Annotated in this window: 24 protein-coding genes; 16 read left to right on the top strand and 8 right to left on the bottom strand. The window is 69.4% G+C overall.

The genetic code is table 11. The features are described 5' to 3' along the window. The first annotated feature begins 1 nt into the window (after position 1). Positions 2 to 907, top strand: a complete 906-nt coding sequence (locus tag E5S66_RS08010) for a peptidylprolyl isomerase (RefSeq protein ID WP_138348754.1) — start codon at positions 2 to 4, stop codon at positions 905 to 907. Positions 908 to 965: 58 nt separating this feature from the next. Beyond that, positions 966 to 2,279, top strand: a complete 1,314-nt coding sequence (locus E5S66_RS08005) for an MFS transporter (RefSeq protein ID WP_138348753.1) — start codon at positions 966 to 968, stop codon at positions 2,277 to 2,279. Positions 2,280 to 2,322: 43 nt separating this feature from the next. Here the strand turns inward: E5S66_RS08005 and E5S66_RS08000 are convergent, their stop codons facing one another. The 4 genes from E5S66_RS08000 to modA form a co-directional block, all read right to left on the bottom strand. After that, a complete protein-coding gene (locus tag E5S66_RS08000) occupies positions 2,323 to 3,378 on the bottom strand; it encodes a tellurite resistance/C4-dicarboxylate transporter family protein (protein ID WP_138348752.1) in 1,056 nt (351 codons plus the stop codon). A gap of 123 nt (positions 3,379 to 3,501) precedes the next feature. Continuing rightward, positions 3,502 to 4,575 (bottom strand): molybdenum ABC transporter ATP-binding protein, encoded by a 1,074-nt coding sequence (gene modC / locus E5S66_RS07995; protein ID WP_138348751.1) that lies wholly within the window; start codon positions 4,573 to 4,575, stop codon positions 3,502 to 3,504. Beyond that, entirely contained in the window at positions 4,568 to 5,254 is a 687-nt protein-coding gene (modB, locus tag E5S66_RS07990; RefSeq protein ID WP_138348750.1) for a molybdate ABC transporter permease subunit, read from the bottom strand. The genes modC and modB overlap by 8 nt, the downstream gene beginning before the upstream one ends. A gap of 6 nt (positions 5,255 to 5,260) precedes the next feature. Continuing rightward, positions 5,261 to 6,043: a molybdate ABC transporter substrate-binding protein gene (gene modA, locus E5S66_RS07985; RefSeq protein WP_138348749.1), complete on the bottom strand. Its 783-nt coding sequence runs from the start codon at positions 6,041 to 6,043 to the stop codon at positions 5,261 to 5,263. Positions 6,044 to 6,188: 145 nt separating this feature from the next. Here modA and ffh point away from each other — a divergent pair, with 145 nt between their 5' ends. The 13 genes from ffh to E5S66_RS07920 all read left to right on the top strand — a co-directional run bounded on the left by ffh (position 6,189) and on the right by E5S66_RS07920 (position 16,229). Further along, the gene (gene ffh / locus E5S66_RS07980) at positions 6,189 to 7,556 is read left to right on the top strand and encodes a signal recognition particle protein (RefSeq protein ID WP_138348748.1); all 1,368 of its coding nucleotides are present in this window, start codon (positions 6,189 to 6,191) and stop codon (positions 7,554 to 7,556) included. Between the two features lie 7 nt (positions 7,557 to 7,563). Further along, complete coding sequence (locus E5S66_RS07975; protein ID WP_246037185.1) at positions 7,564 to 8,373, top strand: isocitrate lyase/PEP mutase family protein; 810 nt, start codon at positions 7,564 to 7,566, stop codon at positions 8,371 to 8,373. Between the two features lie 21 nt (positions 8,374 to 8,394). After that, the gene (locus tag E5S66_RS07970) at positions 8,395 to 8,865 is read left to right on the top strand and encodes a carboxymuconolactone decarboxylase family protein (protein ID WP_138348746.1); all 471 of its coding nucleotides are present in this window, start codon (positions 8,395 to 8,397) and stop codon (positions 8,863 to 8,865) included. A 95-nt stretch (positions 8,866 to 8,960) separates the two neighbouring features. Beyond that, positions 8,961 to 10,070 (top strand): YjgN family protein, encoded by a 1,110-nt coding sequence (locus E5S66_RS07965; protein ID WP_171033509.1) that lies wholly within the window; start codon positions 8,961 to 8,963, stop codon positions 10,068 to 10,070. Continuing rightward, positions 10,070 to 11,110, top strand: a complete 1,041-nt coding sequence (locus E5S66_RS07960; RefSeq protein WP_138348744.1) for a M48 family metallopeptidase — start codon at positions 10,070 to 10,072, stop codon at positions 11,108 to 11,110. The genes E5S66_RS07965 and E5S66_RS07960 overlap by 1 nt, the downstream gene beginning before the upstream one ends. A 69-nt stretch (positions 11,111 to 11,179) precedes the next feature. After that, positions 11,180 to 11,428, top strand: a complete 249-nt coding sequence (gene rpsP, locus E5S66_RS07955; protein ID WP_028838841.1) for a 30S ribosomal protein S16 — start codon at positions 11,180 to 11,182, stop codon at positions 11,426 to 11,428. Between the two features lie 40 nt (positions 11,429 to 11,468). Continuing rightward, positions 11,469 to 12,005 carry a ribosome maturation factor RimM gene (rimM, locus tag E5S66_RS07950; RefSeq protein WP_051246694.1) on the top strand — a complete coding sequence of 179 codons (537 nt, stop codon included), beginning with the start codon at positions 11,469 to 11,471 and terminating at the stop codon, positions 12,003 to 12,005. Between the two features lie 11 nt (positions 12,006 to 12,016). Then, complete coding sequence (gene trmD / locus E5S66_RS07945; RefSeq protein WP_138348743.1) at positions 12,017 to 12,790, top strand: tRNA (guanosine(37)-N1)-methyltransferase TrmD; 774 nt, start codon at positions 12,017 to 12,019, stop codon at positions 12,788 to 12,790. A 157-nt stretch (positions 12,791 to 12,947) separates the two neighbouring features. Beyond that, on the top strand, positions 12,948 to 13,361 hold the full coding sequence (gene rplS, locus E5S66_RS07940; RefSeq protein WP_028838838.1) for a 50S ribosomal protein L19: 414 nt from the start codon (positions 12,948 to 12,950) through the stop codon (positions 13,359 to 13,361). Positions 13,362 to 13,444: 83 nt separating this feature from the next. Further along, complete coding sequence (locus E5S66_RS07935; protein ID WP_425472199.1) at positions 13,445 to 13,843, top strand: RNA-binding S4 domain-containing protein; 399 nt, start codon at positions 13,445 to 13,447, stop codon at positions 13,841 to 13,843. A gap of 61 nt (positions 13,844 to 13,904) precedes the next feature. Next, positions 13,905 to 14,597, top strand: a complete 693-nt coding sequence (locus E5S66_RS07930; protein WP_138348741.1) for a helix-turn-helix transcriptional regulator — start codon at positions 13,905 to 13,907, stop codon at positions 14,595 to 14,597. A gap of 67 nt (positions 14,598 to 14,664) precedes the next feature. Further along, the gene (locus tag E5S66_RS07925; protein WP_138348740.1) at positions 14,665 to 15,303 is read left to right on the top strand and encodes a glutathione S-transferase family protein; all 639 of its coding nucleotides are present in this window, start codon (positions 14,665 to 14,667) and stop codon (positions 15,301 to 15,303) included. Positions 15,304 to 15,488: 185 nt separating this feature from the next. Beyond that, a complete protein-coding gene (locus E5S66_RS07920; RefSeq protein ID WP_138348739.1) occupies positions 15,489 to 16,229 on the top strand; it encodes a peptidoglycan-binding protein in 741 nt (246 codons plus the stop codon). Positions 16,230 to 16,241: 12 nt separating this feature from the next. On the opposite strand, the gene E5S66_RS07915 is transcribed toward E5S66_RS07920, so the two are convergent. Next, positions 16,242 to 16,709: an Lrp/AsnC family transcriptional regulator gene (locus E5S66_RS07915; protein WP_138348738.1), complete on the bottom strand. Its 468-nt coding sequence runs from the start codon at positions 16,707 to 16,709 to the stop codon at positions 16,242 to 16,244. A 96-nt stretch (positions 16,710 to 16,805) separates the two neighbouring features. Here E5S66_RS07915 and E5S66_RS07910 point away from each other — a divergent pair, with 96 nt between their 5' ends. Next, the gene (locus E5S66_RS07910; protein ID WP_138348737.1) at positions 16,806 to 17,978 is read left to right on the top strand and encodes a trans-sulfuration enzyme family protein; all 1,173 of its coding nucleotides are present in this window, start codon (positions 16,806 to 16,808) and stop codon (positions 17,976 to 17,978) included. 41 nt (positions 17,979 to 18,019) lie between these two features. On the opposite strand, the gene E5S66_RS07905 is transcribed toward E5S66_RS07910, so the two are convergent. From E5S66_RS07905 to E5S66_RS07895, 3 genes are all read right to left on the bottom strand, one after another. Further along, the gene (locus tag E5S66_RS07905; protein WP_138348736.1) at positions 18,020 to 18,217 is read right to left on the bottom strand and encodes a hypothetical protein; all 198 of its coding nucleotides are present in this window, start codon (positions 18,215 to 18,217) and stop codon (positions 18,020 to 18,022) included. 59 nt (positions 18,218 to 18,276) lie between these two features. Then, positions 18,277 to 18,891 carry a DUF937 domain-containing protein gene (locus E5S66_RS07900; RefSeq protein WP_138348735.1) on the bottom strand — a complete coding sequence of 205 codons (615 nt, stop codon included), beginning with the start codon at positions 18,889 to 18,891 and terminating at the stop codon, positions 18,277 to 18,279. Positions 18,892 to 18,997: 106 nt separating this feature from the next. Beyond that, positions 18,998 to 20,500: a catalase gene (locus E5S66_RS07895; RefSeq protein ID WP_138348734.1), complete on the bottom strand. Its 1,503-nt coding sequence runs from the start codon at positions 20,498 to 20,500 to the stop codon at positions 18,998 to 19,000. Positions 20,501 to 20,523: the final 23 nt, after the last annotated feature.

The following is a 20,523-nucleotide window of genomic DNA, read 5'->3' as shown; positions in this document are numbered from 1 at the left end:
GATGGGCGAGAGCAAGCCGCGGCGCGAACTTCCGATCACCGTCATCGACAGCGGCAAGTCGGTGACCGAGGAGGCGCATGCGCACCACCACGACCATGCCGACGAGGGCCCGCGTTCGCTGGGCCAGGCGGCGCCGAGCTGGCTGTTCGTCGGCGACGTGGCAATCAGCGAGGCGGAGATCGCGCGCGAGATGCAGTTCCATCGCGCGATGACCCCGGAACGCTCGCGCGCCGACGCGGCGCGTGCGCTGGTGGTGCGCGAGCTGCTGCGGCAGGAAACCGCACGGCTGGGCCTGCAGGAAGCCGTGCAGCCGGTTGGCGGCGAGGCGGTCGAGGAAGCCTGCATCCGGGTCCTGCTGGAGCAGGAGATCGAAAACCGGGTACCGACTGAAGACGACTGCCGCCGCTACTACGCGCAGAACCCGGAGCGCTTCCACGCGCCGGATCGCATTCGCGTGCGCCACATCCTGCTGGGTGCGGCGGTCGATGACGTCGGCGGCCGTTTCGCTGCGCGCGAGCAGGCGGAAAAACTCATCGCCGAGCTGAAGGCGCAGCCGCACCTGTTCGCCGACTTCGTCATGCGCCATTCCGACTGCCCGTCGAAGGACGAGGGCGGCGAGTTGGGCTGGCTGGAACGTGGTCAGACCACGCCGGAATTCGATCGCCAGGTATTCCGCCTGCGCGTCGGGCTGGCGGCGTTCCCGGTGGAGTCGCGCTGGGGTTACCACGTGGTCAGCGTGGACGCGATCGAAAGCGGCGAAGAACTTGCGTTCGATCAAGTCCGCCAGCGCATTTCCGACTACCTTGAACTGCAGGTCCGCCAGCGCGAACTCCAGCAGTATCTGCAGGGATTGCAGGAGCGCTACGAGGTTCGCGGGCTGGATGCCATCGAAGCCGAAACGGCCTGATTGCACGCAAGGGTCGCCACGGCACCACGAGTTTTCCAACCTCGACCGGAAGTGACCCATGCAAGACCTTTCGCAAGTCAGCGGCGCCCGCCAGCAGCGGGCGCTGTGGCTGAGCACGTTTGCCTTCACCACGTGCTTCGCCGTCTGGATGATCTTTTCGATCATCGGCATCCAGATCAAGAAGGACCTGGGCCTCAATGACACCCAATTCGGCCTGCTGATCGCAACGCCGGTGCTCAGCGGGTCGCTGCTGCGCATCTTCCTCGGCGTCTGGGCCGACCAGCTCGGCGGGCGCAAGGTGCTGACCGGGGTGATGCTGGCCGGTGCGGTTGCCACGTGGCTGCTGACCCATGCGCAGACCTATCCGCAGTTCCTGCTGGCGGCGCTGGGCGTGGGTATCGCCGGCAGCTCGTTCTCGGTCGGCGTGGCCTACGTCTCGAAGTGGTTCCCGGCGGAGAAGCAGGGCACCGCGCTGGGGATTTTCGGCGCCGGCAACATCGGTTCCGCGGTCACCAAGCTGCTGGCGCCGATGGTGATGGTGGCGGCGGGTTGGACGATGGTGGCCAAGGTGTGGGCGGTAGGGCTGGCGGTGGCGGCGATCCTGTATTTCCTGTTCTCGCAGGAAGATCCGTCGCTGGAGCAGCGCCGCAAGTCCGGCGTCAAGCCGATGCCGTTCCGCGAGCAGATGGCGCCGCTGAAGAACCTGCAGGTCTGGCGCTTCGCGCTGTACTACTTCTTCGTGTTCGGCGGTTTCGTCGCGCTGGCGCTGTGGCTGCCGCGCTACCTGATCGGCGCCTACGGCATGGACGTGAAGACCGCCGGCGTGCTGGCCGCGTGCTACTCGATCCCGGCCAGCCTGTTCCGCGTGGTCGGTGGCTGGATGTCGGATCGGCTGGGTGCGCGCAAGGTGATGTACTGGACCTTCAGCGTCTCGGTGGTCTGCTGCTTCCTGCTGGCCTACCCGGACACGCAGTACGTGGTGAAGGGCATCCAGGGCGACATCAGCTTCCATCTGGCCATCGGGCTGGTGCCGTTCACCATGCTGGTGTTCGTGCTCGGCTTCTTCATGTCGCTGGGCAAGGCGGCGGTGTACAAGCACATCCCCGTGTACTACCCGCAGTACGTCGGCTCGGTGGGCGGCGTGGTCGGCATGATCGGCGGCCTGGGCGGTTTCATCCTGCCGATCGCCTTCGGCGCGCTCAACGACCTGACCGGCATCTGGACCAGCTGCTTCATGCTGCTGTTCGTCGTGGTGGGCAGCGCACTGGCATGGATGCACTTCGCCATCCGCCGGATGGAGCGCAGCAGGTTCCCGCAGCTGGATCGCGAGACCGACCTGCCGGAAATCATCAACGCCCAGGCGGGTCGCTGAGGTTCGAGCATGGCGCCGCCGCGGCGATGACGCGGCGGCGGCTTCAACCGGCGCCTGCTGTCCGCCACTGCCGATGCAGGGCGCGCAGCTGGCCGCTGAACAGCAGTACCCAGGCGGTCAGGGCGACCCCGAACATCACCTGCGGCAGCGGGTGCAGGAAGCCCAGTTCCATCGCCTGCATCATCCGCAGGGTGCTGGCCGCGTACATGCCCAGCGGGAACACCGCGCCCCAGTACATCGGGTCGTAGCTGAAGGGGAAGCGGCGCACGCCGTGCCGCCAGATCGCCAGCACCACCAGCATCGGGATCCACCAGGTGCCGGTGGCCCAGTAGAACACCGTGAAGCCCTTGATGAAGGGCAGCATCGAGTGCAGGAACGGCGCGTGCGGCGTGTTGAGGATAAGCAGCGAGCCGGCCAGGGTGGAAATCGCCATCGCCCCCATGTTGATCCAGTACGGCGGCGACAGGTCGGCCGGCGAGAACGAGAAGAACGTGTAGCGGTAGAAGATCAGCGACATCATCCAGATGTAGAGCATGCCGCCCCACAGCCACATCGACAGGGCGAAGAAGTTCAGCTCCAGCCGCAGCGGCTGCGCCACTTCGGGCGCGATCAGCGCGGCCAGTACCGCCATCGACTGGGTGGCCACCACCGCCAGCAGCCAGCCGCCGTTGATGCCGCGGGCCAGTTCGGGCTTGTCCTGCTTGACCGTGAGCACGGTGAAAATGGTGTAGGTGAAGGCGACCCAGGCCAGCAGCCCGATGATGCCCAGCGCCGCCGCCACCCGCAGGCTGCCGCCGATCAGCAGGCTCTGGCTGCCGAGCACCGAGCAGGCGGCGACGAAGGTGAAGAAGCCCGGCGCATTGAGGTGATTGAACAGGTCGTCCAGCACCCGCCGCGGGTGCCAGTACAGGTGCGCCAGCGCCAGCACGCCGATGACCACGAACAGGCACCAGTTCAACACCAGCAGGGCGACGGGCAGCACCGGCACGTGCAGCATGTGCGCCGCCAGCGACAGGATGCCGGTGGCCATCACCATGCTGAAATAGCCCGGCGACAGGTTCTCGGTGGACGCGCGGACGTGCTGGAGGAGGGCAGGCATGGCGGTTCTCCCATGGCGGGCTTGGGCGGTGGATCGTTGCCGTGGGGAGGCTGATCGAGACTAGTGGCGGGGGCGTGCAGGCCGTTTGATCGGGATCAAGTCGGGGCATGCGGATGTCGCCGCTCACACCAGCAGCGCCACCGCCTTCACCTGCGCCCACAGCGGCATGCCCGGTTGCAGCCCCAGCCGTTCCACCGAGCGGTGCGAGATGCGCGCCAGCAGCGCCTGGCCCTGCACCTCCAGCCGCGCCTGCACCTGCCCGCCGGGCAGGTCGGACAGTGCCACCAGCGTGGCCGGCAGCAGGTTGAGCAGGCTGGAATCATCGTGCCGGCCCAGCGCCAGGCTGACGTCGCGGGCCTGGATGCGCACCCGCAGGCGGGTGCCGGGCGGGTGCGCGCCGCCATGCGCGTGCAGGGTGCCGGCCGACGTGTGCAGCGAGAGCAGGCCGTGCGCATCGCGCGCGCTGACTTCGGCTTCCAGCACCACCCCGGCATCGTCGCGCAGCGCCAGCGGCAGGTCGTCGCGATTGAGCACGTCCAGCGCGGGCCCGGCGGCGCTGACCCGGCCGGCGTCGAGCACGATCAGATGGTCGGCCAGGCGCGCGACCTCCTCGAGCGCGTGGGTGACGTACAGCACCGGGATGCCGGCTTCGCGGCGCACCGCTTCCAGATACGGCAGGATCTCGCCGCGACGCGGCGCGTCCAGCGCGCTCAGCGGTTCGTCCAGCAGCAGCAGGCGCGGGTTGCTGACCAGCGCGCGCGCCAGCGCCACCCGCTGCCGTTCGCCGCCGGACAGCGAGTCCGGCTTGCGCGACAGCAGCGGCGCCAGCGCCAGCCGCTCGATCCAGCGTTCGAGCAATTCCGGCGCGGCGCGGGCGCGCTTCCAGCCGAAGCGCAGGTTGTCGACGACCGACAGGTGCGGCAGCAGCGCGCTGTGCTGGAACACCATGCCGACCCCGCGCCGATGCGCCGGCAGCGCGCTGCGTGCGTCCTGCCAGCAGGCCTCGCCCACGCGGATTTCGCCGTGCGCGCGTGGCTCCAGCCCGGCGATGGCGCGCAGCAAGGTGCTCTTGCCGCAGCCGGACGGGCCGAACACCACGCTGCAGCCGCTGCCCGGCAGCCGCAGGTCGAGGTCCATGCGGAAATCGCCGCGGGCAAGCCGCAGCGCAATGTGGATATCGTCGGCGCGCTCAGCCATGCGCCACCGCCGTGCGTCGGCCCAGCCACTGCATCAGCAGCAGCAGCGCGAACGAGAAACCCAGCAGCCCGGCCGCCAGCAGGTGCGCATCGGCATAAGCCATGCCTTCCACCTGGTCGTACAGCAGCACCGACAGCACCCGCGTCTCGCCCTCGATATTGCCACCCACCATCAGCACCACCCCGAACTCGCCCACGGTATGGGCGAAGCCGAGCAGGCTGGCGGTGATCAGCGACGGCCGCGACAGTGGCAGCACCACGCTGAAGAAGCGATCCAGCGGCGAGGCGCGCAGGGTGGCAGCGGCCTCCAGCAGCGATGGCGGCAGCGCGGCGAAGCCCGCCTGCAGCGGATGCACCACGAACGGCAGCGAGTACAGCACCGAAGCCAGCAGCAGGCCCTTGAAGGTGAACGCCAGCGTGCCCAGCCCCAGCGCGGTGGTGAGCTGGCCGACCGGGCCATCGGGGGCGAAGCCGATCAGCAGGTAGAAGCCCAGCACCGTCGGCGGCAGCACCATCGGCAGTGCCACCACCGCGCCCACGGGCGCGCGCCAGCGCGAGTGCGTATGCGCCAGCCACCACGCCAGCGGCATGCCCATCACCAGCAGGATCAGGGTGGTCAGCCCGGCCAACTTCAGGGTCACCCAGCTGGCGACCAGCCAGGCCGGCGCGGCGGCATCCATCGCGGATCAGTCGTAGCCGAAGGCGCGGATGCGCTGCTTCGCTGCCGGGCTTTGCAGGTACCTCAGGAACCCGCGCGCGGCCGGATTGCGTTCGCCGCGCTTGAGCAGCACCGCGCTCTGCACGATCGGCGCGTGCCAGCTGGCCGGCACCTCCCAGCCGGAACCGCGGTGGGTCTTGCGCGCTTCCTGCACCAGCGAGCGCGGCAGCAGGCCCAGCGGCGCGGCGCCGCTGACCACGAACTGGGTGGCCTGGCCGACGTTTTCGCCCAGCACCAGCCTGGGTCGCAGCTCTTCCCAGCGGCGCAGATAGTCCAGCGACTCGCGCGCCGCCGCGCCGTACGGGGCAAGCTCGGGATTGGCGATTGCCAGCCGCTCGACTTCGCCCTTGCGCAGCAGCGCTTCGCCGTCCTTCACCCGCGCAGGATCGCGGCTCCACAGCACCAGCCGGCCGATGGCGTAGTCGTGCAGGGTGTCGCCGTCGGCCAGGCCTTCTTCCACCAGCATCCGCGGCGTTTCCGCATCCGCCGACAACAGCGCGTCGAACGGCGCGCCGTGGCGGATCTGCGCATACAGCTTGCCGGTGGAGGCGGCGCTGACCTCGATCCGGTGCCCGCTCTGTTTGCCATAGGCGGCGGCCAATTGTTTGGCGGCGTCGGCGAAATTGGACGCCACTGCCACCCTTGCCACCACCGGCACGGCCGCTTTGCCGGCGGCACCCTGCGCCTGCGCGGCGAGGGGCAGGAAGCCTGCAAGCGCCAGCAGCAGGCCAACGAAGCGGTTGCGGGTCATGTCCGTTCCTTGGGTGAACGACGCAAGTGTAGGGCAAGGCCATGCCGGCAAAGCGCGCGCGGCCGGCGGATGCGCGCACCGATGGGCCGCCGCCGCATGGCCTTATAATTCGCGGTCCCCGTTTTCCCGTCGAAGGCCACGCCGCGTGTTCGAATCCCTGACCCAGCGCCTGTCCGGCACCGTCGAGCGCCTGCGCGGCCGCGGCCGCCTGACCGAATCCAACATCAGCGAGGCCGTGCGCGAGGTGCGCATCGCGCTGCTGGAAGCCGACGTGGCGTTGCCGGTGGTGCAGGCGCTGATCCAGCGCATCAAGGTGCGCGCGCTCGGCCAGGAAGTGATGCGTTCGCTCAGCCCCGGCCAGGTGCTGGTGAAGATCGTGCGCGACGAGCTGGCGCTGGTGATGGGTTCGCAGGCCGCGGAGCTCAACCTCAACGTGCCGGCGCCGGCGGTGATCCTGATGGCCGGCCTGCAGGGCGCCGGCAAGACCACCACCGTGGCCAAGCTCGCCAAGCACCTGAAGGACAAGCGCAAGAAGAAGGTGATGGTGGTCAGCGCCGACGTCTATCGCCCGGCCGCGATCGAGCAGCTGCAGACGCTGGCGGGGCAGGTGGGCGCGGTGTTCTTCCCGTCGCAGGCCTCGCAGAAGCCCGAGGCCATCGTCAGGGCCGCCATCGACGAGGCGAGGAAGACCTTCGCCGACGTGCTGATCGTCGATACCGCCGGCCGCACCAGCATCGATGACGCGATGATGGCCGAGATCAAGGCGCTGCACGCCGCGGTCAACCCGGTCGAAACCCTGTTCGTGGTCGATTCGATGACCGGCCAGGACGCCGCGGTCACCGCCAAGCACTTCGGCGAGGCGCTGCCGCTGACCGGCGTGGTGCTGACCAAGACCGACGGCGACGCCCGCGGCGGTGCGGCGCTGTCGGTGCGCTACATCACCGGCAAGCCGATCAAGTTCGTCGGCGTGGGCGAAAAGCCCGACGGCCTCGACGTGTTCCACCCCGACCGCGCCGCCGGCCGCATCCTCGACATGGGCGACGTGCTGTCGCTGGTCGAGCAGGTCGAGGCGCAGGTCGACCAGGACAAGGCCAAGAAGCTGGCCGAGAAGGTCGCCAAGGGCAAGAAGTTCGACCTCAACGACATGCGCGACCAGCTCGAGCAGATGCAGAACATGGGCGGGCTGTCCGGGCTGATGGACAAGCTGCCCGGCGTCGGCCAGCTGCCGGAGCACGTCAAGCAGCAGGTCACCGGCAAGGAAGTGCCGCGGATGATCGCCGTCATCAACTCGATGACCAAGAAGGAACGCCGCAATCCCGACCTGCTCAACGGCTCGCGGCGCGCGCGCGTGGCGCGTGGCAGCGGCCAGACCCCGGCCGACGTCAACAAGGTGCTCAAGCAGTACCAGCAGATGGAAAAGATGATGGGCAAGCTGGGCCGCGGCGGCATGAAGGGCATGATGCGCGGCCTGTCCGGGATGATGGGTGGGCGCGGCGGGCTGCCGTTCCGCTGATCGCATGATGGACAAGGCCCGGCACTTCCACGCGCTGCACCGGGCCGGCCGGCCACTGCTGCTGCCGAACGCCTGGGATGCCGGCAGCGCGGCAATGTTCGCCGGAATGGACTTCGCCGCCATCGCCACCACCAGCGGCGGGCTGGCGTGGTCGCTTGGCCATGCCGATGGCGAGCAGCTGCCGCTGCGGGAACTGCTGGCGGCCGTGTGCCGGATCGTGCGCGTGGTCGACGTGCCGGTGACGGTGGATTTCGAAGCCGGTTTTGGCGCCACGCCCGCACAGGTGGGTGAGAGCGTGCGCGCGTTGCTGGATACCGGCGCAGTGGGGTTGAACCTGGAAGACGGCATCGCCCACGCCAGCCTGCGCAGCCTGGACGATGCAGCGGCGCGGATCGCTGCGGCGCGGGCGGCGGCGGAGGGGATGGGCATTCCCGCCTTCATCAACGCCCGCGTGGATGGCTGGATCGTCGGCGGGATGACCGCGGATGCGCTGTTCGAAGACGGCGTGCGCCGCGCCCGCGCCTATCTGGACGCCGGTGCCGACGGCATCTACCCGATCGCGCTGGCCGAGCCGGCCACCATCGGCGAGTTCTGCGCTGCGGTTGCCGCGCCGGTGAACATCGGTGCGCGTCCGGGCCTGCCGGATCTGGCCGCGCTGGGCCGGCTGGGCGTGGCGCGGGTCAGCACGGCGACGCGGCTGGCAATGCTGGCGCTGTCGGCCGCGCGCGATGCCGCGCAGGCCGTGCGTGATACCGGCGGTTTCGATGTACTGGCGTCAGGCGTTGGCTATGACGACGTGCAGCAGTGGTTTGACTGAGTCGCTCGGAGGGAAACACCCATGTCGCAACGCCTCGATTACAAGGCCGCGTCCGCGGACGCCTTCAAGGCCATGCTGCAGCTTGAACAACAGGTGCACAGGAGCGGGCTGGAACCGCTGCTGCTGGAACTGGTGAAGTCGCGCGCCTCCCAGCTCAACGGTTGCGCCTGGTGCCTGGACATGCACAGCAAGGACGCGCGCGCGCTGGGCGAAACCGAACAGCGCCTGCACCTGCTCGTCGCCTGGCGCGATGCCCCCTGCTACAGCGAGCGCGAGCGCGCAGCGCTGGCGTGGACCGAAGCGCTGACTCGGCTGGCCAGTGCCGCGGACGTGCCGGACGAGGTGTATGCGCAGGCACGCCAGCACTTCGATGAAAAACAGCTGGTGGACCTGACCCTGGCCATCATCGCCATCAACGGCTGGAACCGCCTCAATGTCGCCTTCCGCACCCGCGTCGGCGACTACGTCAGCCCGCACGCGCCGGCCGGCTGATCCCGCACGCCATTGCCAATCATTCGCAGCGCTGCCGGAAGCCTGCGGTTAAGCTTCGCCGTCGCGTCGGGGGACGCATGCATGGGGAGGCTGCAATGTTCGAAGGGGAATCCGGTACGCCGGAGCATGTGTCTGCCGCGCCGGCGGAAACGCCGGTGGTTCGCCAGCAGCCGGAGTTCTCCGGCCGCGTCGGCGAGTATTTCGGCATCTGGTTCGTCAACCTGCTGCTCGGCATCGTCACCCTGGGCATCTACTCGGCCTGGGCGAAGGTGCGCACCGAGCGCTATTTCTACGGCAATACCCGGCTGGCGGGTTCCAGTTTCGATTACCTGGCCGACCCCATCGCCATCCTCAAGGGGCGCCTGATCGCCTATGCGGTGGTGATCGCGCTGGCCCTGTCGTCGCATTTCCTGCCGCTGCTGTACGCGGTGATCCTGCTGGCACTGGCTGCGCTGATGCCGCTGGTCATCGTGCTGGGGCTGCGCTTCCGCGCGCGCAATTCGGCTTGGCGCGGCTTGAGCTTCCGCTTCGACCGCACGGGCGGCGCGGCCTACGGCCCGTTCCTGGGCTGGCCGATCCTCAGCGGCCTGACCGCCACCCTGCTGTATCCGCTGATGAAGCTGCGGCAGCACGAGTTCGTTGTTGCCGGTCATGGCTTCGGGCGCCAGCGCTTCGTCTACGCCGGCGATGCCGGGCGTTACTACGTGCCGTACCTGATCGCGCTGGGAATCGGCGTCGGCCTGATGGTGCTGTTCTTCCTGGTCTTCGGCGCTGTGATCGCGGCCGGTGTGGTCGCTGGCAAGGGCGAGGCCAATGGGGCCGGCGGCGCGGCGCTCGGGGTCGGCATGGTGGCGGCGCTGCTGCTGCTCTACGCCGGCATGTTCGGCGTCGGCATCTTCCTGCGGGTGAAGTTCGCCAACCTGTTGTGGAACAGCGCGCGGCTGGGCCCGCACCGCTTCGAATCCAGCCTGCGCGTGCGCGACATGCTGTGGATCTACTTCAGCAACCTGGTCGCCATCGTCTGCACCCTGGGCCTGGCGGTGCCGTGGGCGATGATCCGGCTCGCCCGCTACCGCGCGGCCCACTTCGCGGTGTGGGTGGAAGGCAACCTGGAGGAATTCGTGCGCGACAACGAGCGTGACCACGGCGCCACCGGCGCGGAGCTGGTCGATGCGCTCGACGTGGGCGTCGATCTGGGCTTCTGATGGCGCTCGCCGCGCACTGCTACGACGGCCAGTCCAGCCGCATGCGCGCGGCGCGGCTGGACTGCGCCGACGGGTTCCTGCAGCTGGCGTTCGAGGACGGCCAGTTGCAGCAGTGGCCGCTGGAAGCGGTGCGGATCCGGCCGCGGCTGGGCAATACCCCGCGGCTGCTGCAGCTGCCCGATGGCGGCCGCGTGGAAGTGGCGGACAGTCCCGAACTGGAGCGCTGGTTCCCGGATGGCGGCGGCCGCATCGAGGGCTGGGCCGACTGGCTGGAGCGCCGCCGCAGCGCGATCCTCGGCTCGGCGCTGCTGGTGCTGGCGGCGACCGTGCTGTTCCTGCGCCACGGCATGCCGTGGCTGGCGCGCGAGGCGGCCGAGCGCATGCCGCCGGTGGTCGAGCGGCACGTCAGCGAGCAGGTGGTCGCGCTGCTCGACCGGCTGCATTTCGAGCCAAGCCAAGTGCCGGCCGCGCGTCGGGCGACGCTGGAGCAGCGCTTCCTGCAGCTGGTGCGGGGCGAACCGCGTTCGGCGCAGATGCGCATCGTGTTCGTGGACGCGGCGAGGATCGGCGCGAACGCGTTCGCGCTGCCGGACGGGCGCATCTTCGTCACCGATCAATTGCTGGAGTTGGCCGGCAGCGACGACGAGGTGCTGGCCGTGCTGGCCCACGAGGCCGGGCACCACGTGCACCGGCACGGTATGCGCAGCGCGCTGGAGCAGTCGTCGGTGTTCGTCATCGCCGGGCTGCTGTTCGGCGACGCCTCGGGCTCGTCGCTGGCGGTGTCGATCCCGGTCACCTTGCTCGGCAGCGGGTTCTCCCGCGGCCACGAGCGCGAGGCCGATGCCTATGCGTTCGACCTGCTGCGTCGGCACGGGCAATCGCCCAAGGCGTTTGCTTCGATGATGCGGAGGCTGTCGGCGCAGGTGCCGGAGGCGCTGGAGCAAGGCCCGATCGGCTACCTGTCCACCCATCCGCCCAGCCCCGAACGGATCGCGGCGGCCGAACAGGCGGCCGTGGCGGCGGGGGCGGCTTCCCCGTAGCGGCCGGCGCCGGTATACTTGCCGGCTTACCCGGCCATCCCGGCCGCTGGGCAACACCGAGAAAGCACCATGGTCAAGATCCGCCTTACCCGTGGCGGCGCCAAGAAGCGCCCCTTCTACCACATCATCGTCACCGACAGCCGCAGCGCCCGCGATGGCCGCAACATCGAACGCGTGGGCTTCTACAACCCGGTAGCGCAGGGCCAGGAAAAGCGCATCGAGCTGAACGTCGAGCGCATGAAGTTCTGGCTCGACAACGGCGCGCAGCTGACCGACAAGGTCGCCGACCTGTACAAGCAGGCCGCCAAGGCCGCCTGACGGCTTCGGGCCGCTTCGCGCGGCCCGTCGCATTGAACGCATGAACGCACCGGACGCCGGCCAGCGGAAGAATCCAGAACGGATGATCCCGATGGGCCGGTTGCACGGTGCGTTCGGCGTGCGCGGTGAAGTGAAGCTGGAAAGCTACGCCGATCCGCTGCGCGCCATCGCCCGCTACCAGCCGTGGACGCTGCGCGACGCGCGCGGCAACGAGCGGCTGTGCGAGGGCGCGAAGGTGCGCGAGGGCGTCAAGGGGCTGATTGCCATCTTGCCGGACGTGGAAGACCGCGACGCCGCCGATGCGCTGCGCGGCACGGAAATCCTGGTGCCGCGCTCCGCGCTGCCGCCGCCGGCGCCGGGTGAGTATTACTGGATCGACCTGGAAGGCCTGCGCGTGGTCAATCTGGACGGCGCGGATTTCGGCGTGGTCTCGCACCTGTTCAACAACGGCGCCAACGACGTGCTGGTGGCGCAGGGCGAGCGCGAGCGGATGATCCCGTTCGTGCAGCCGGCGTACGTGCATGGCGTGGATTTCGATGCCGGCGTGGTCACCGTCGACTGGGACGCGGACTTCTGAGGCGGATGCCGATGCGTTTCGACATCGTCAGCCTGTTCCCCGAATTCGTCGCCCAGATCGCCGCGCATGGCGTGGTGGGGCGTGCCGGCGAGCGCGGGCTGCTGTCGCTGCACGGCTGGAACCCGCGCGACTACGCCGAGGGCAACTACCGCCGGGTCGACGACCGCCCGTTCGGCGGCGGCCCCGGCATGGTGATGATGATCGAGCCGCTGCGCGCGGCGATCCGCGCGGCGCGCGAGGCCGACCCGGCCCCGGCGCGGGTGGTCTATCTCAGTCCGCAGGGCGGCCGGCTGGACCAGCGCAAGGTCCGCGAACTGGCGGCGCTGCCGCGTCTGGTGCTGCTGTGCGGCCGCTACGAGGGTGTCGACGAGCGCCTGCTGCAGGCCGAGGTGGACGAGGAAATCTCCATCGGCGACTACGTGCTGTCCGGCGGCGAGCTGGCCGCGGCGGTGCTGGTGGACGCGGTGGCGCGGCTGCAGGACGGGGCGCTGAATGACGCCGAGTCGGCCGTGCAGGACAGTTTCGAGGGTGACGGTCTGCTGGATTGCCCGCACTACACCCGCCCGGTCGAGCACGCGCTCGGCGCGGTGCCGGGCGTGCTGCTGTCCGGCAACCACGCCGAGATCGCGCGCTGGCGTCGGCAGCAGTCGCTGGGCCGCACCTGGCTGCGGCGGCCCGACCTGCTGGACGAAGCGGCGCTGTCGAAGTCCGACCGGGCGCTGCTGGAGGCATTCCGAGCGCGCTGGCTGCAGGCGGTGGGCGAACCGCCCGCCGGTGACGCCTGAGCCGGCACCGCGGCTGAATATCCGCTACAATGCGCGGCTGGGCCCTGCCCATGTACCACGCTGCACCGAGCCATGACGCGGGTCCACGTGCACTCGCGCAACAACGACACCAACAGGCGCGTGCCAATGCACGCAACAAAAATCCAAGGTTGATCCCATGAACAAGCCCTCGATCCACACCCTGCTGCAGGACTTCGAAACCGCGCAGATCTCGCGCAAGCTGCCCGACTTCGGCCCCGGCGACACCGTCGTCGTCAACGTCAAGGTGAAGGAAGGCAACCGCGAGCGCGTGCAGGCCTATGAAGGCGTGGTCATCGGCAAGAAGAACGCCGGGCTGAACTCCGCTTTCACCGTGCGCAAGATTTCCCACGGCTTCGGCGTGGAGCGCGTGTTCCAGACCCACAGCGCCGCCATCGACTCGGTGGAAGTGAAGCGCCGTGGCGCCGTGCGCGCCAGCAAGCTGTACTACCTGCGTGGCCTGGAAGGCAAGAAGGCGCGCATCAAGGAAGACCTGGCCGGCAACGCCAAGGCGCGTGCCAAGGCCGCTGCCGAAGCCGCCGCCGCCGAGTAATCCGGCGCAGCTTCCGCACGACGGCCACCTTCGGGTGGCCGTTTGCGTTTCGGGAGCCGCAAATCCACGCCATGCCGATGCCGATGCCAGACGAAACCGCCAGCGTTCGCCTCGACCTGTGGCTGTGGGCGGCGCGCTTCTTCAAGACCCGAGCGCTGGCCAAACAGGCCATCGATACCGGCAAGGTGGAGATCGGCGGGCAGCGCGCCAAACCCGCGCGCGGGGTGCGGGTGGGCGACGCGCTGCAGGTGATGCGTCTGGACGAACGCTTCGAAATCGAGGTGCTGGCGCTGCGCGATGTGCGCGGCCCGGCCAGCATCGCGCAGACCCTGTATCGCGAATCCGAAACCTCCCGGCTCGCGCGCGAGCAGGCCCGCGCGCAGCGCGCCGCCGAGCGCGCCGGCTACCACCCGCCCGACACCAAACCCGACAAGCGCGCGCGCCGGCTGATCCGCGCGCTGGGCGATATCGACGCCTCGTGATCGTTGCGCGCACGGCGGTCGCGACCGCTATGCTGCGGGGCCTTTTTTCGCGTATCGCCCGATGACGCAGCGCGCCACCCGTCTGCTGCAGCTGCTGGATGATCTCCGGCGCCGGCGCCGCCCCGTTCGCGGCGCGCAGCTGGCGGAGCAGCTGGGGATCAGCCTGCGCACCCTGTACCGCGATATCGAAGCCCTGCGCGGGCAGGGCGCCGACATCGCCGGCGACCCCGGCATCGGCTACCTGCTGCGCCCCGGCTTCCTGCTGCCACCGATGATGTTCTCGGAAGAGGAGCTGGAGGCGATGGTGCTGGGCACCCGCTGGGTGGCCTCGCATGCCGATCCCGAGCTGGCGGTGGCGGCGCGCGGCGCGATGGACCGCATCCTCGGCATCCTGCCGGAGGCCCTGCGCCTGCAGGTGGAAACCGGCGGCCTGTTCGCGCCGGACTGGTGCCCGAAGACCCCCGAACCCTGGCTGCCCACGCTGCGTCGCGCCATCCGCGAGCAGCGCGTGCTGCACCTGGCTTACGCCGATGCCGGCGACCGGGTCTCGCAGCGCACGGTCTGGCCGTTCGCGATGGCCTTCCTCGACGACCGTCGCCTGCTCGCGGCCTGGTGCGAGCTGCGCGGCGACTTCCGCCATTTCCGCGCCGACCGCGTGCTGGGACTGGAGGATGCCGGCCGGCACTACCCGCAGACGCGGCATGGCCTCCTGCAGCGCTGGCGCGAACACGCGCGAATCCGCCAGCGCGATTGAGGGCTGCTGCCAGCAGCTGTCAGCAGGGCCGGCGCAGACTGCGCGTCCACCCAACCCAGGACCCGCCATGACCCCGCAGCTGCGCTTCTACACCAACCCGATGTCGCGCGCCCGCATCACCCGCTGGATGCTGGAGGAAACCGGCCTGCCCTACGAGGAAGTGCAGCTGGAATTCGGCACCAGCATGAAGTCGCCGGACTTCCTCGCCATCAATCCGATGGGCAAGGTGCCGGCGCTGCTGCATGACGGCGTGGCGATCACCGAGAACGCCGCGATCTGCCTGCACCTGGCCGACCTGGTGCCGGAGCTGGGCCTGCTGCCGCCGCCGGGCACGCCGGAGCGCGGCGCCTGCTATCGCTGGATGCTGTTCGCCAGCCCGCTGGAGTTCTTCATCACCGCGCGCCGCCACGGCACCATCGCACCGTCGATGGAGGCCGGCTACGGCAACCAGGCCGACTTGCTGCGCACGCTGGAAGGGGCGGTGGCGGGCAAGCGGTACCTGGTCGGCGACCGCTTCACCGTGGCCGATCTCTACATCGCCGCCTTCATTGGCTATTACATCCAGATCGGCGAGCTGGAGCCGACGCCGGCGTTGCAGGACTACGCGATGCCGCACCTGCAGCGCGCCGCCGCGCAGCGCGCCAACGCGCGCGACGATGCGCTGGCCCGAACCGCGCCGAAGCCGGCGTCCGACGACGCGCACTGAAGGCATGCGCATGCATCTCGCCAGCGCGCCGTCGGGATTCCCCATTCGGCGCGCTGGCGCCGCTGCGCCTTGGCGGAACGGATAGGCGGAATGCGCTAGGCCCGGGCGCGCTGGCTAGTGCTTCCAGCGAATGGCGGCGCGCGCGGCGCGTTGCCACCATGCGCTGAAACGCAAGGAGCAAGCGCATGGCCGTCACCGTGTTGAGGATGGGCTCGAAGGGCAGCGAAGTGCGGCGCCTGCAGGAGGCGCTCAACCGCAAGCTGCCGGGCTGCAATCTCCGCCCGGACGGCGACTTCGGCAACAACACCCGCAATGCCGTGCGTCGCTACCAGGACCAGGCCTGGCTGGTGGTGGACGGCGAGGCGGGCCAGTGCACGCAGAACGCGCTGTTCGATGCGGAAGCCTATCCGCCGGCCCGCCACCAGCGCACCTTCATCCCCCAGCCCACCAACAGCACCTGCTGGGCGGCGGCGACGGCCATGCTCAAGAGCAGCAGCGTCGCCGCGGTGAAAGCGGCGACGCCTGCCGACATGTGGGATGACACCAACGGCCTGTACAACCAGTCGGACGTCGCCAACTGGGTGCCGCAGACCGAGCGCTATGCGCGGGTGCACCACCTGCGCACGTATCCGCCGGCCTCGTGGATACCGCAGGCCTTCGCGGCCATGGTGCGACAGGGCCCGGTGATGGTGGATACGCTGTGGAATACCGGCGGCTATCTGCGCCGGATCCCCGGCGGCTATCAGGGCAGCCCGGGGCACATGACGCTGGTCGTGGGCGTCCGCGGCGACAACGACCCCAGCGGACGCGGCACCACCCTGATGGTGTATGACCCGTGGGAGCCGAACATCGGGCGGCAGTGGCGGGTGAGTTATCTGCGTTGGGTGTCCGAGGTCAGCACCCGCACCTACCGGCTGTTCCAGTGAAGGGACGGCAGGTCACGCCCCGGCTTCCCGCGCCGGCAGCTCCACGTTGCGCTGGAACTCGAAGATCAGCCGCGTTTCGATATGCGCCACTTCCTCCCGCTCGGTGAACGCGGTCAGGGTGAAGTTGCGCAGGTGCTCGCTGTCGCGCACGCCGACGTGGGCAAGAAAGTCGTCCGCGCCGGCCACGTGGTAGCAGGCCAGCACCTCGGGCAGGCCCAGCAGGTGCTGGTGGAAGCCGTCGACCAGTGCGCGCGAGTGCCGGGCCAGCCGCACGGAGATCATCGCCTGCAATCCCACGCCCATGGCTTCGGGGGCGATCTCGGCGTGGTAGCCCAGCAGGATCCTGTCCTCGCGCATCCGCCGCACCCGCTCCAGTGCGGTGGACGGCGCGATGCCGACTTTTTCGGCCAGGTCCTTGTTGGGCAGGCGTGCATTCTTCCGCAGCAGGCGGAGCAGGGCGTAGTCGATTCGATCCAGCATGGTGATTCTCTGCCTTGGCGAAATATCCTTCGGCATGACGGATTCATGCCGAACAGGGTTCTAGGATAGCGGGATCCCATCGCACACGAGGCCGCCATGCACCGTTTCCAGACCACTGCCGTCCACGCCGGCCGCGAAGACTTCGGCGACCTTTGCGTGCACGCGCCGCCGCTGGACCTGTCCACCACCTATCCGATCGCCGACCTCGACGTCGGCAGCGCCAGTTTCGATGCACTGGTCGGCGGCCACGCCAGCGCCGCCAACCCGATCTACGCGCGCCTGCACAACCCCACCGTGGCCCGCGCCGAAAACGCCATCGCCGCACTCGAGGGCACCCAGGCCTGCGTGGCCTACGCCTCCGGCATGGCGGCGATGACGGCCGTGCTGCTGGATCGCGCCCAGCACGGCAAGCACGTGCTGGTGGTGCGCCCGCTGTACGGCACCGCCGACCATCTGCTGGCCACCGGCATGTGCGGGCTGGAGGCGGAGTTCGTGAAGGCCGAGGACATCGCCTCGCGGCTTCGCGCCGACACCGCGCTGGTGGTGATCGAAACCCCCGCCAATCCCACCCTCAACCTGGTCGACATCCGGGCCGTGGTCGCGGCCGCCGGCAGCGTGCCGGTGCTGGTCGACTCCACCTTTGCCACCCCGGTGCTGCAGCGTCCGGCGGAGTTGGGCGCGGCCTATGTGCTGCACAGCGCCACCAAGTTCCTCGGCGGCCACGGCGACGTGATCGCCGGGGTGGTCTGCTGCGATGAAACCCGCGCCGCGCCGCTGCGCACCGTGCGCGCCGCCACCGGCGCGCTGCTGCACCCGCTGGCCGCCTACCTGCTGCACCGCGGCCTGCCCACGCTGAAGCTGCGGGTGGAAGCCGCGCAGGCCAATGCGCAGGTGCTGGCGCAGCGCCTGAGCGAACACCCGGCGGTGTCGAAGGTGTTCTATCCGGGCCTGCCGGGCGCGCACGGCGCGCACCTGGTCGGCACCCAGATGCGCGGGCCGGGCTGCCTGATGGCGTTCGAGCTGCGCGGCGGCCACGACGCAGCTGCCAAGGTGATGGCGTCGGTGAAGGTGATGACCGCGGCGGTGAGCCTTGGCTCGGTGGACAGCCTGATCCAGCATCCCGCCGGCCTGACCCACCGCATGGTGGACGAGCAGGTCAAGGCCGCCACCGGCATCACCGCCGGCCTGCTGCGCCTGTCGGTGGGGATCGAGGACGTGGAAGACCTGTGGGACGATCTGGCGCAGGCGATGGCGGCCAGCGGCGGCTGAGCCCCAAGAGAGGCCGGCGCCTGAGTCGCGGTGCCGCGGCTTCAGCCCGTCCGGCCGCCGACCGCTGGCAGCAGGATGATCAGCAGCGTCGCCAGCGGCCCGCCCAACAGCGAGCCCAGCCACCAGCCGAAGCCGCTGCGGCCCTTGGACTGGGCCAGGCCGGCGTTGATCAGTGACAGGGTTCCCCAGCCGACGAAAAAGCTGGAACCCGCCTGCGGAAGATTTGCGTTGCGCTTCATTCGGGGAGGACGTGCGGGGTGGGTGCGCGGACGGGGAGGTCCGCGCACCCGGCGGGGCGTCAGCGACCGCCGCCGAGCAGCCCGCCGCCGATCTTCATCAGATCGCCCAATCCCAGCTGGCCGTCGCCGTCCTGGTCGAGCACGGCGCCCAGCAGTCCACCGCCGAGGCCGCCGGCCTGGCGCACCTGTGCGTGTTCCTGGCCGAGGATGTCGCCCAGCGCCTGCGGCGATGCCGCTTCCCGCTGGCCGCCGAACATGCGCTTGGCCAGATAGGCCATGACGATGGGGGCAAGGATCTTCAGCAGCATCTGCGCCTTGTCCCCGCCCAGCCCTGTGGCCTGGCCGAGGCCGCTTTCCGCACGCGGCAGTTGGCCGCCGAAGATGTGGCCGAGCTGGCCGAGGCCGTCGGTCTGGCGGCCCTGCTGGCCACCCAGCACCGCGCCGAGGACGTCGCCGAGCCCGCCGCCGCCGTTGTGGTCGCGGCCCAACGCGCCGAACAGGGCTTCCGCGCCGCCCGGCTGGGCGGTGTTGCGGCCCATCGCGCCGAGGATCATCGGCAGGGCGGCGGCAATCGCCCCCGAGGTCTGCGCAGGGTTGGTGCCCAGCTGCTGGCTGATCTGCTGCAGGGCGGGGCCGGACAACTGGGAAAAGAGGTCATCGGTCAGGGACGGCATGCGGGACTCCTGCGCGGTCGCCGGTTGGCGGGTGCGGCTAGGGTAACCCCGCAATGAAAACGCCGGCAGGCGAACCTGCCGGCGTCCAGACGGGATGGCGAAGTCTTCAGCCCAGACTGTTCGGGGATTGCTCGCCGGCGAAGGCGCCGAGCTTGCGCAGCGCGGCCTCCACCCCGGCGCCGTAGGCCGGGTCGGCCTTCTTGCAGTTGTCCACGTGGCGGCGCTTGATGAAGTCGGGCGCGTCGCCCATGGCGCGGGCGGTGTTGTCGAACAGCAGCTGCTTTTTTTCCGGCGTCATCAGGCGGAACAGGTCGCCGGGCTGCTTGTAGTAGTCGGCATCGTCCTCGCGGTAGTTGAACCAGTCGGCGAGGTCGCCGCTGATCTTCAACGGCGGTTCGCGGAACTGCGGCTGCTCCTGCCACTGCTGGAAGCTGTTGGGCTCGTAATGGGGCATGCCGCCGTAGTTGCCGTCGACACGGCCGATGCCGTCGCGGTGGTTGCTGTGCACCGGGCAGCGTGCGGCGTTGACCGGGATCTGCTGGTAGTTGGTGCCCAGCCGATAGCGCTGCGCATCGGCGTAGTTGAACAGCCTCGCCTGCAGCATCTTGTCGGGCGACACGCCGATGCCCGGCACCAGGTTGCTGGGCGCGAACGCACTCTGCTCGACGTCGGCGAAGAAGTTCTCGGGGTTGCGGTTGAGCTCGAACTCGCCCACCTCGATCAGCGGGTAGTCCGCCTTCGGCCACACCTTGGTCAGATCGAACGGGTGATAGGGCACCTTCTCCGCGTCGGTTTCCGGCATCACCTGCACATACATTTTCCATTTCGGGAAATCGCCGCGCTCGATGGCATCGAACAGGTCGCGCTGGTGGGTCTCGCGGTCATTGCCGATCGCTTCGGCGGCCTCGGCGTCGGTGAGGTTCCTGATGCCCTGCTGGGTGCGGAAGTGGAACTTCACCCAGAAGCGCTCGCCGGCCGCATTCCAGAAGCTGTAGGTATGCGAGCCGAAGCCGTGCATGTGGCGGTAGCTGGCGGGAATGCCGCGATCGCTCATCACGATGGTGATCTGGTGCAGTGCCTCCGGCAGCAGCGTCCACCAGTCCCAGTTGTAGGTGGCGCTGCGCAGATTGGTGCGCGGATCGCGCTTGACCACCTTGTTGAGGTCGGGGAACTTGCGCGGATCGCGGATGAAGAACACCGGGGTGTTGTTGCCCACCATGTCCCAGTTGCCTTCCTCGGTGTAGAACTTCAGCGCGAATCCGCGGATGTCGCGCTCGGCGTCCGCCGCGCCGCGCTCGCCGGCCACCGTGGTGAAGCGGGCGAACATTTCCGTCTTCTTGCCGACCCGGGAGAAGATCGCGGCGCGCGTGTACCTGGTGATGTCTTGGGTGACGGTGAAGGTGCCGAACGCGCCGGAGCCCTTGGCGTGCATGCGCCGCTCCGGGATCACCTCGCGCACGAAGTTGCCGAGCTTCTCGTGCAGCCAAACGTCCTGCGCCAGCAGCGGCCCGCGCGGGCCGGCGGTCAGGCTGTTCTGGTTGTCGGGCACCGGCGCGCCGAAATCGGTGGTCAGGAAGCTGGGCTTGAGGGGATCGGTGGGCTTGCGCATCGCACTGGCTCCGTGGCGGGTGA

Origin of the sequence: Thermomonas fusca, from assembly GCF_005862345.1 — a bacterium.
Lineage (GTDB): Bacteria > Pseudomonadota > Gammaproteobacteria > Xanthomonadales > Xanthomonadaceae > Thermomonas > Thermomonas fusca.
Note: the sequence above shows the minus strand (reverse complement) of the source record. Positions and strands in the feature narration are given on the sequence as shown.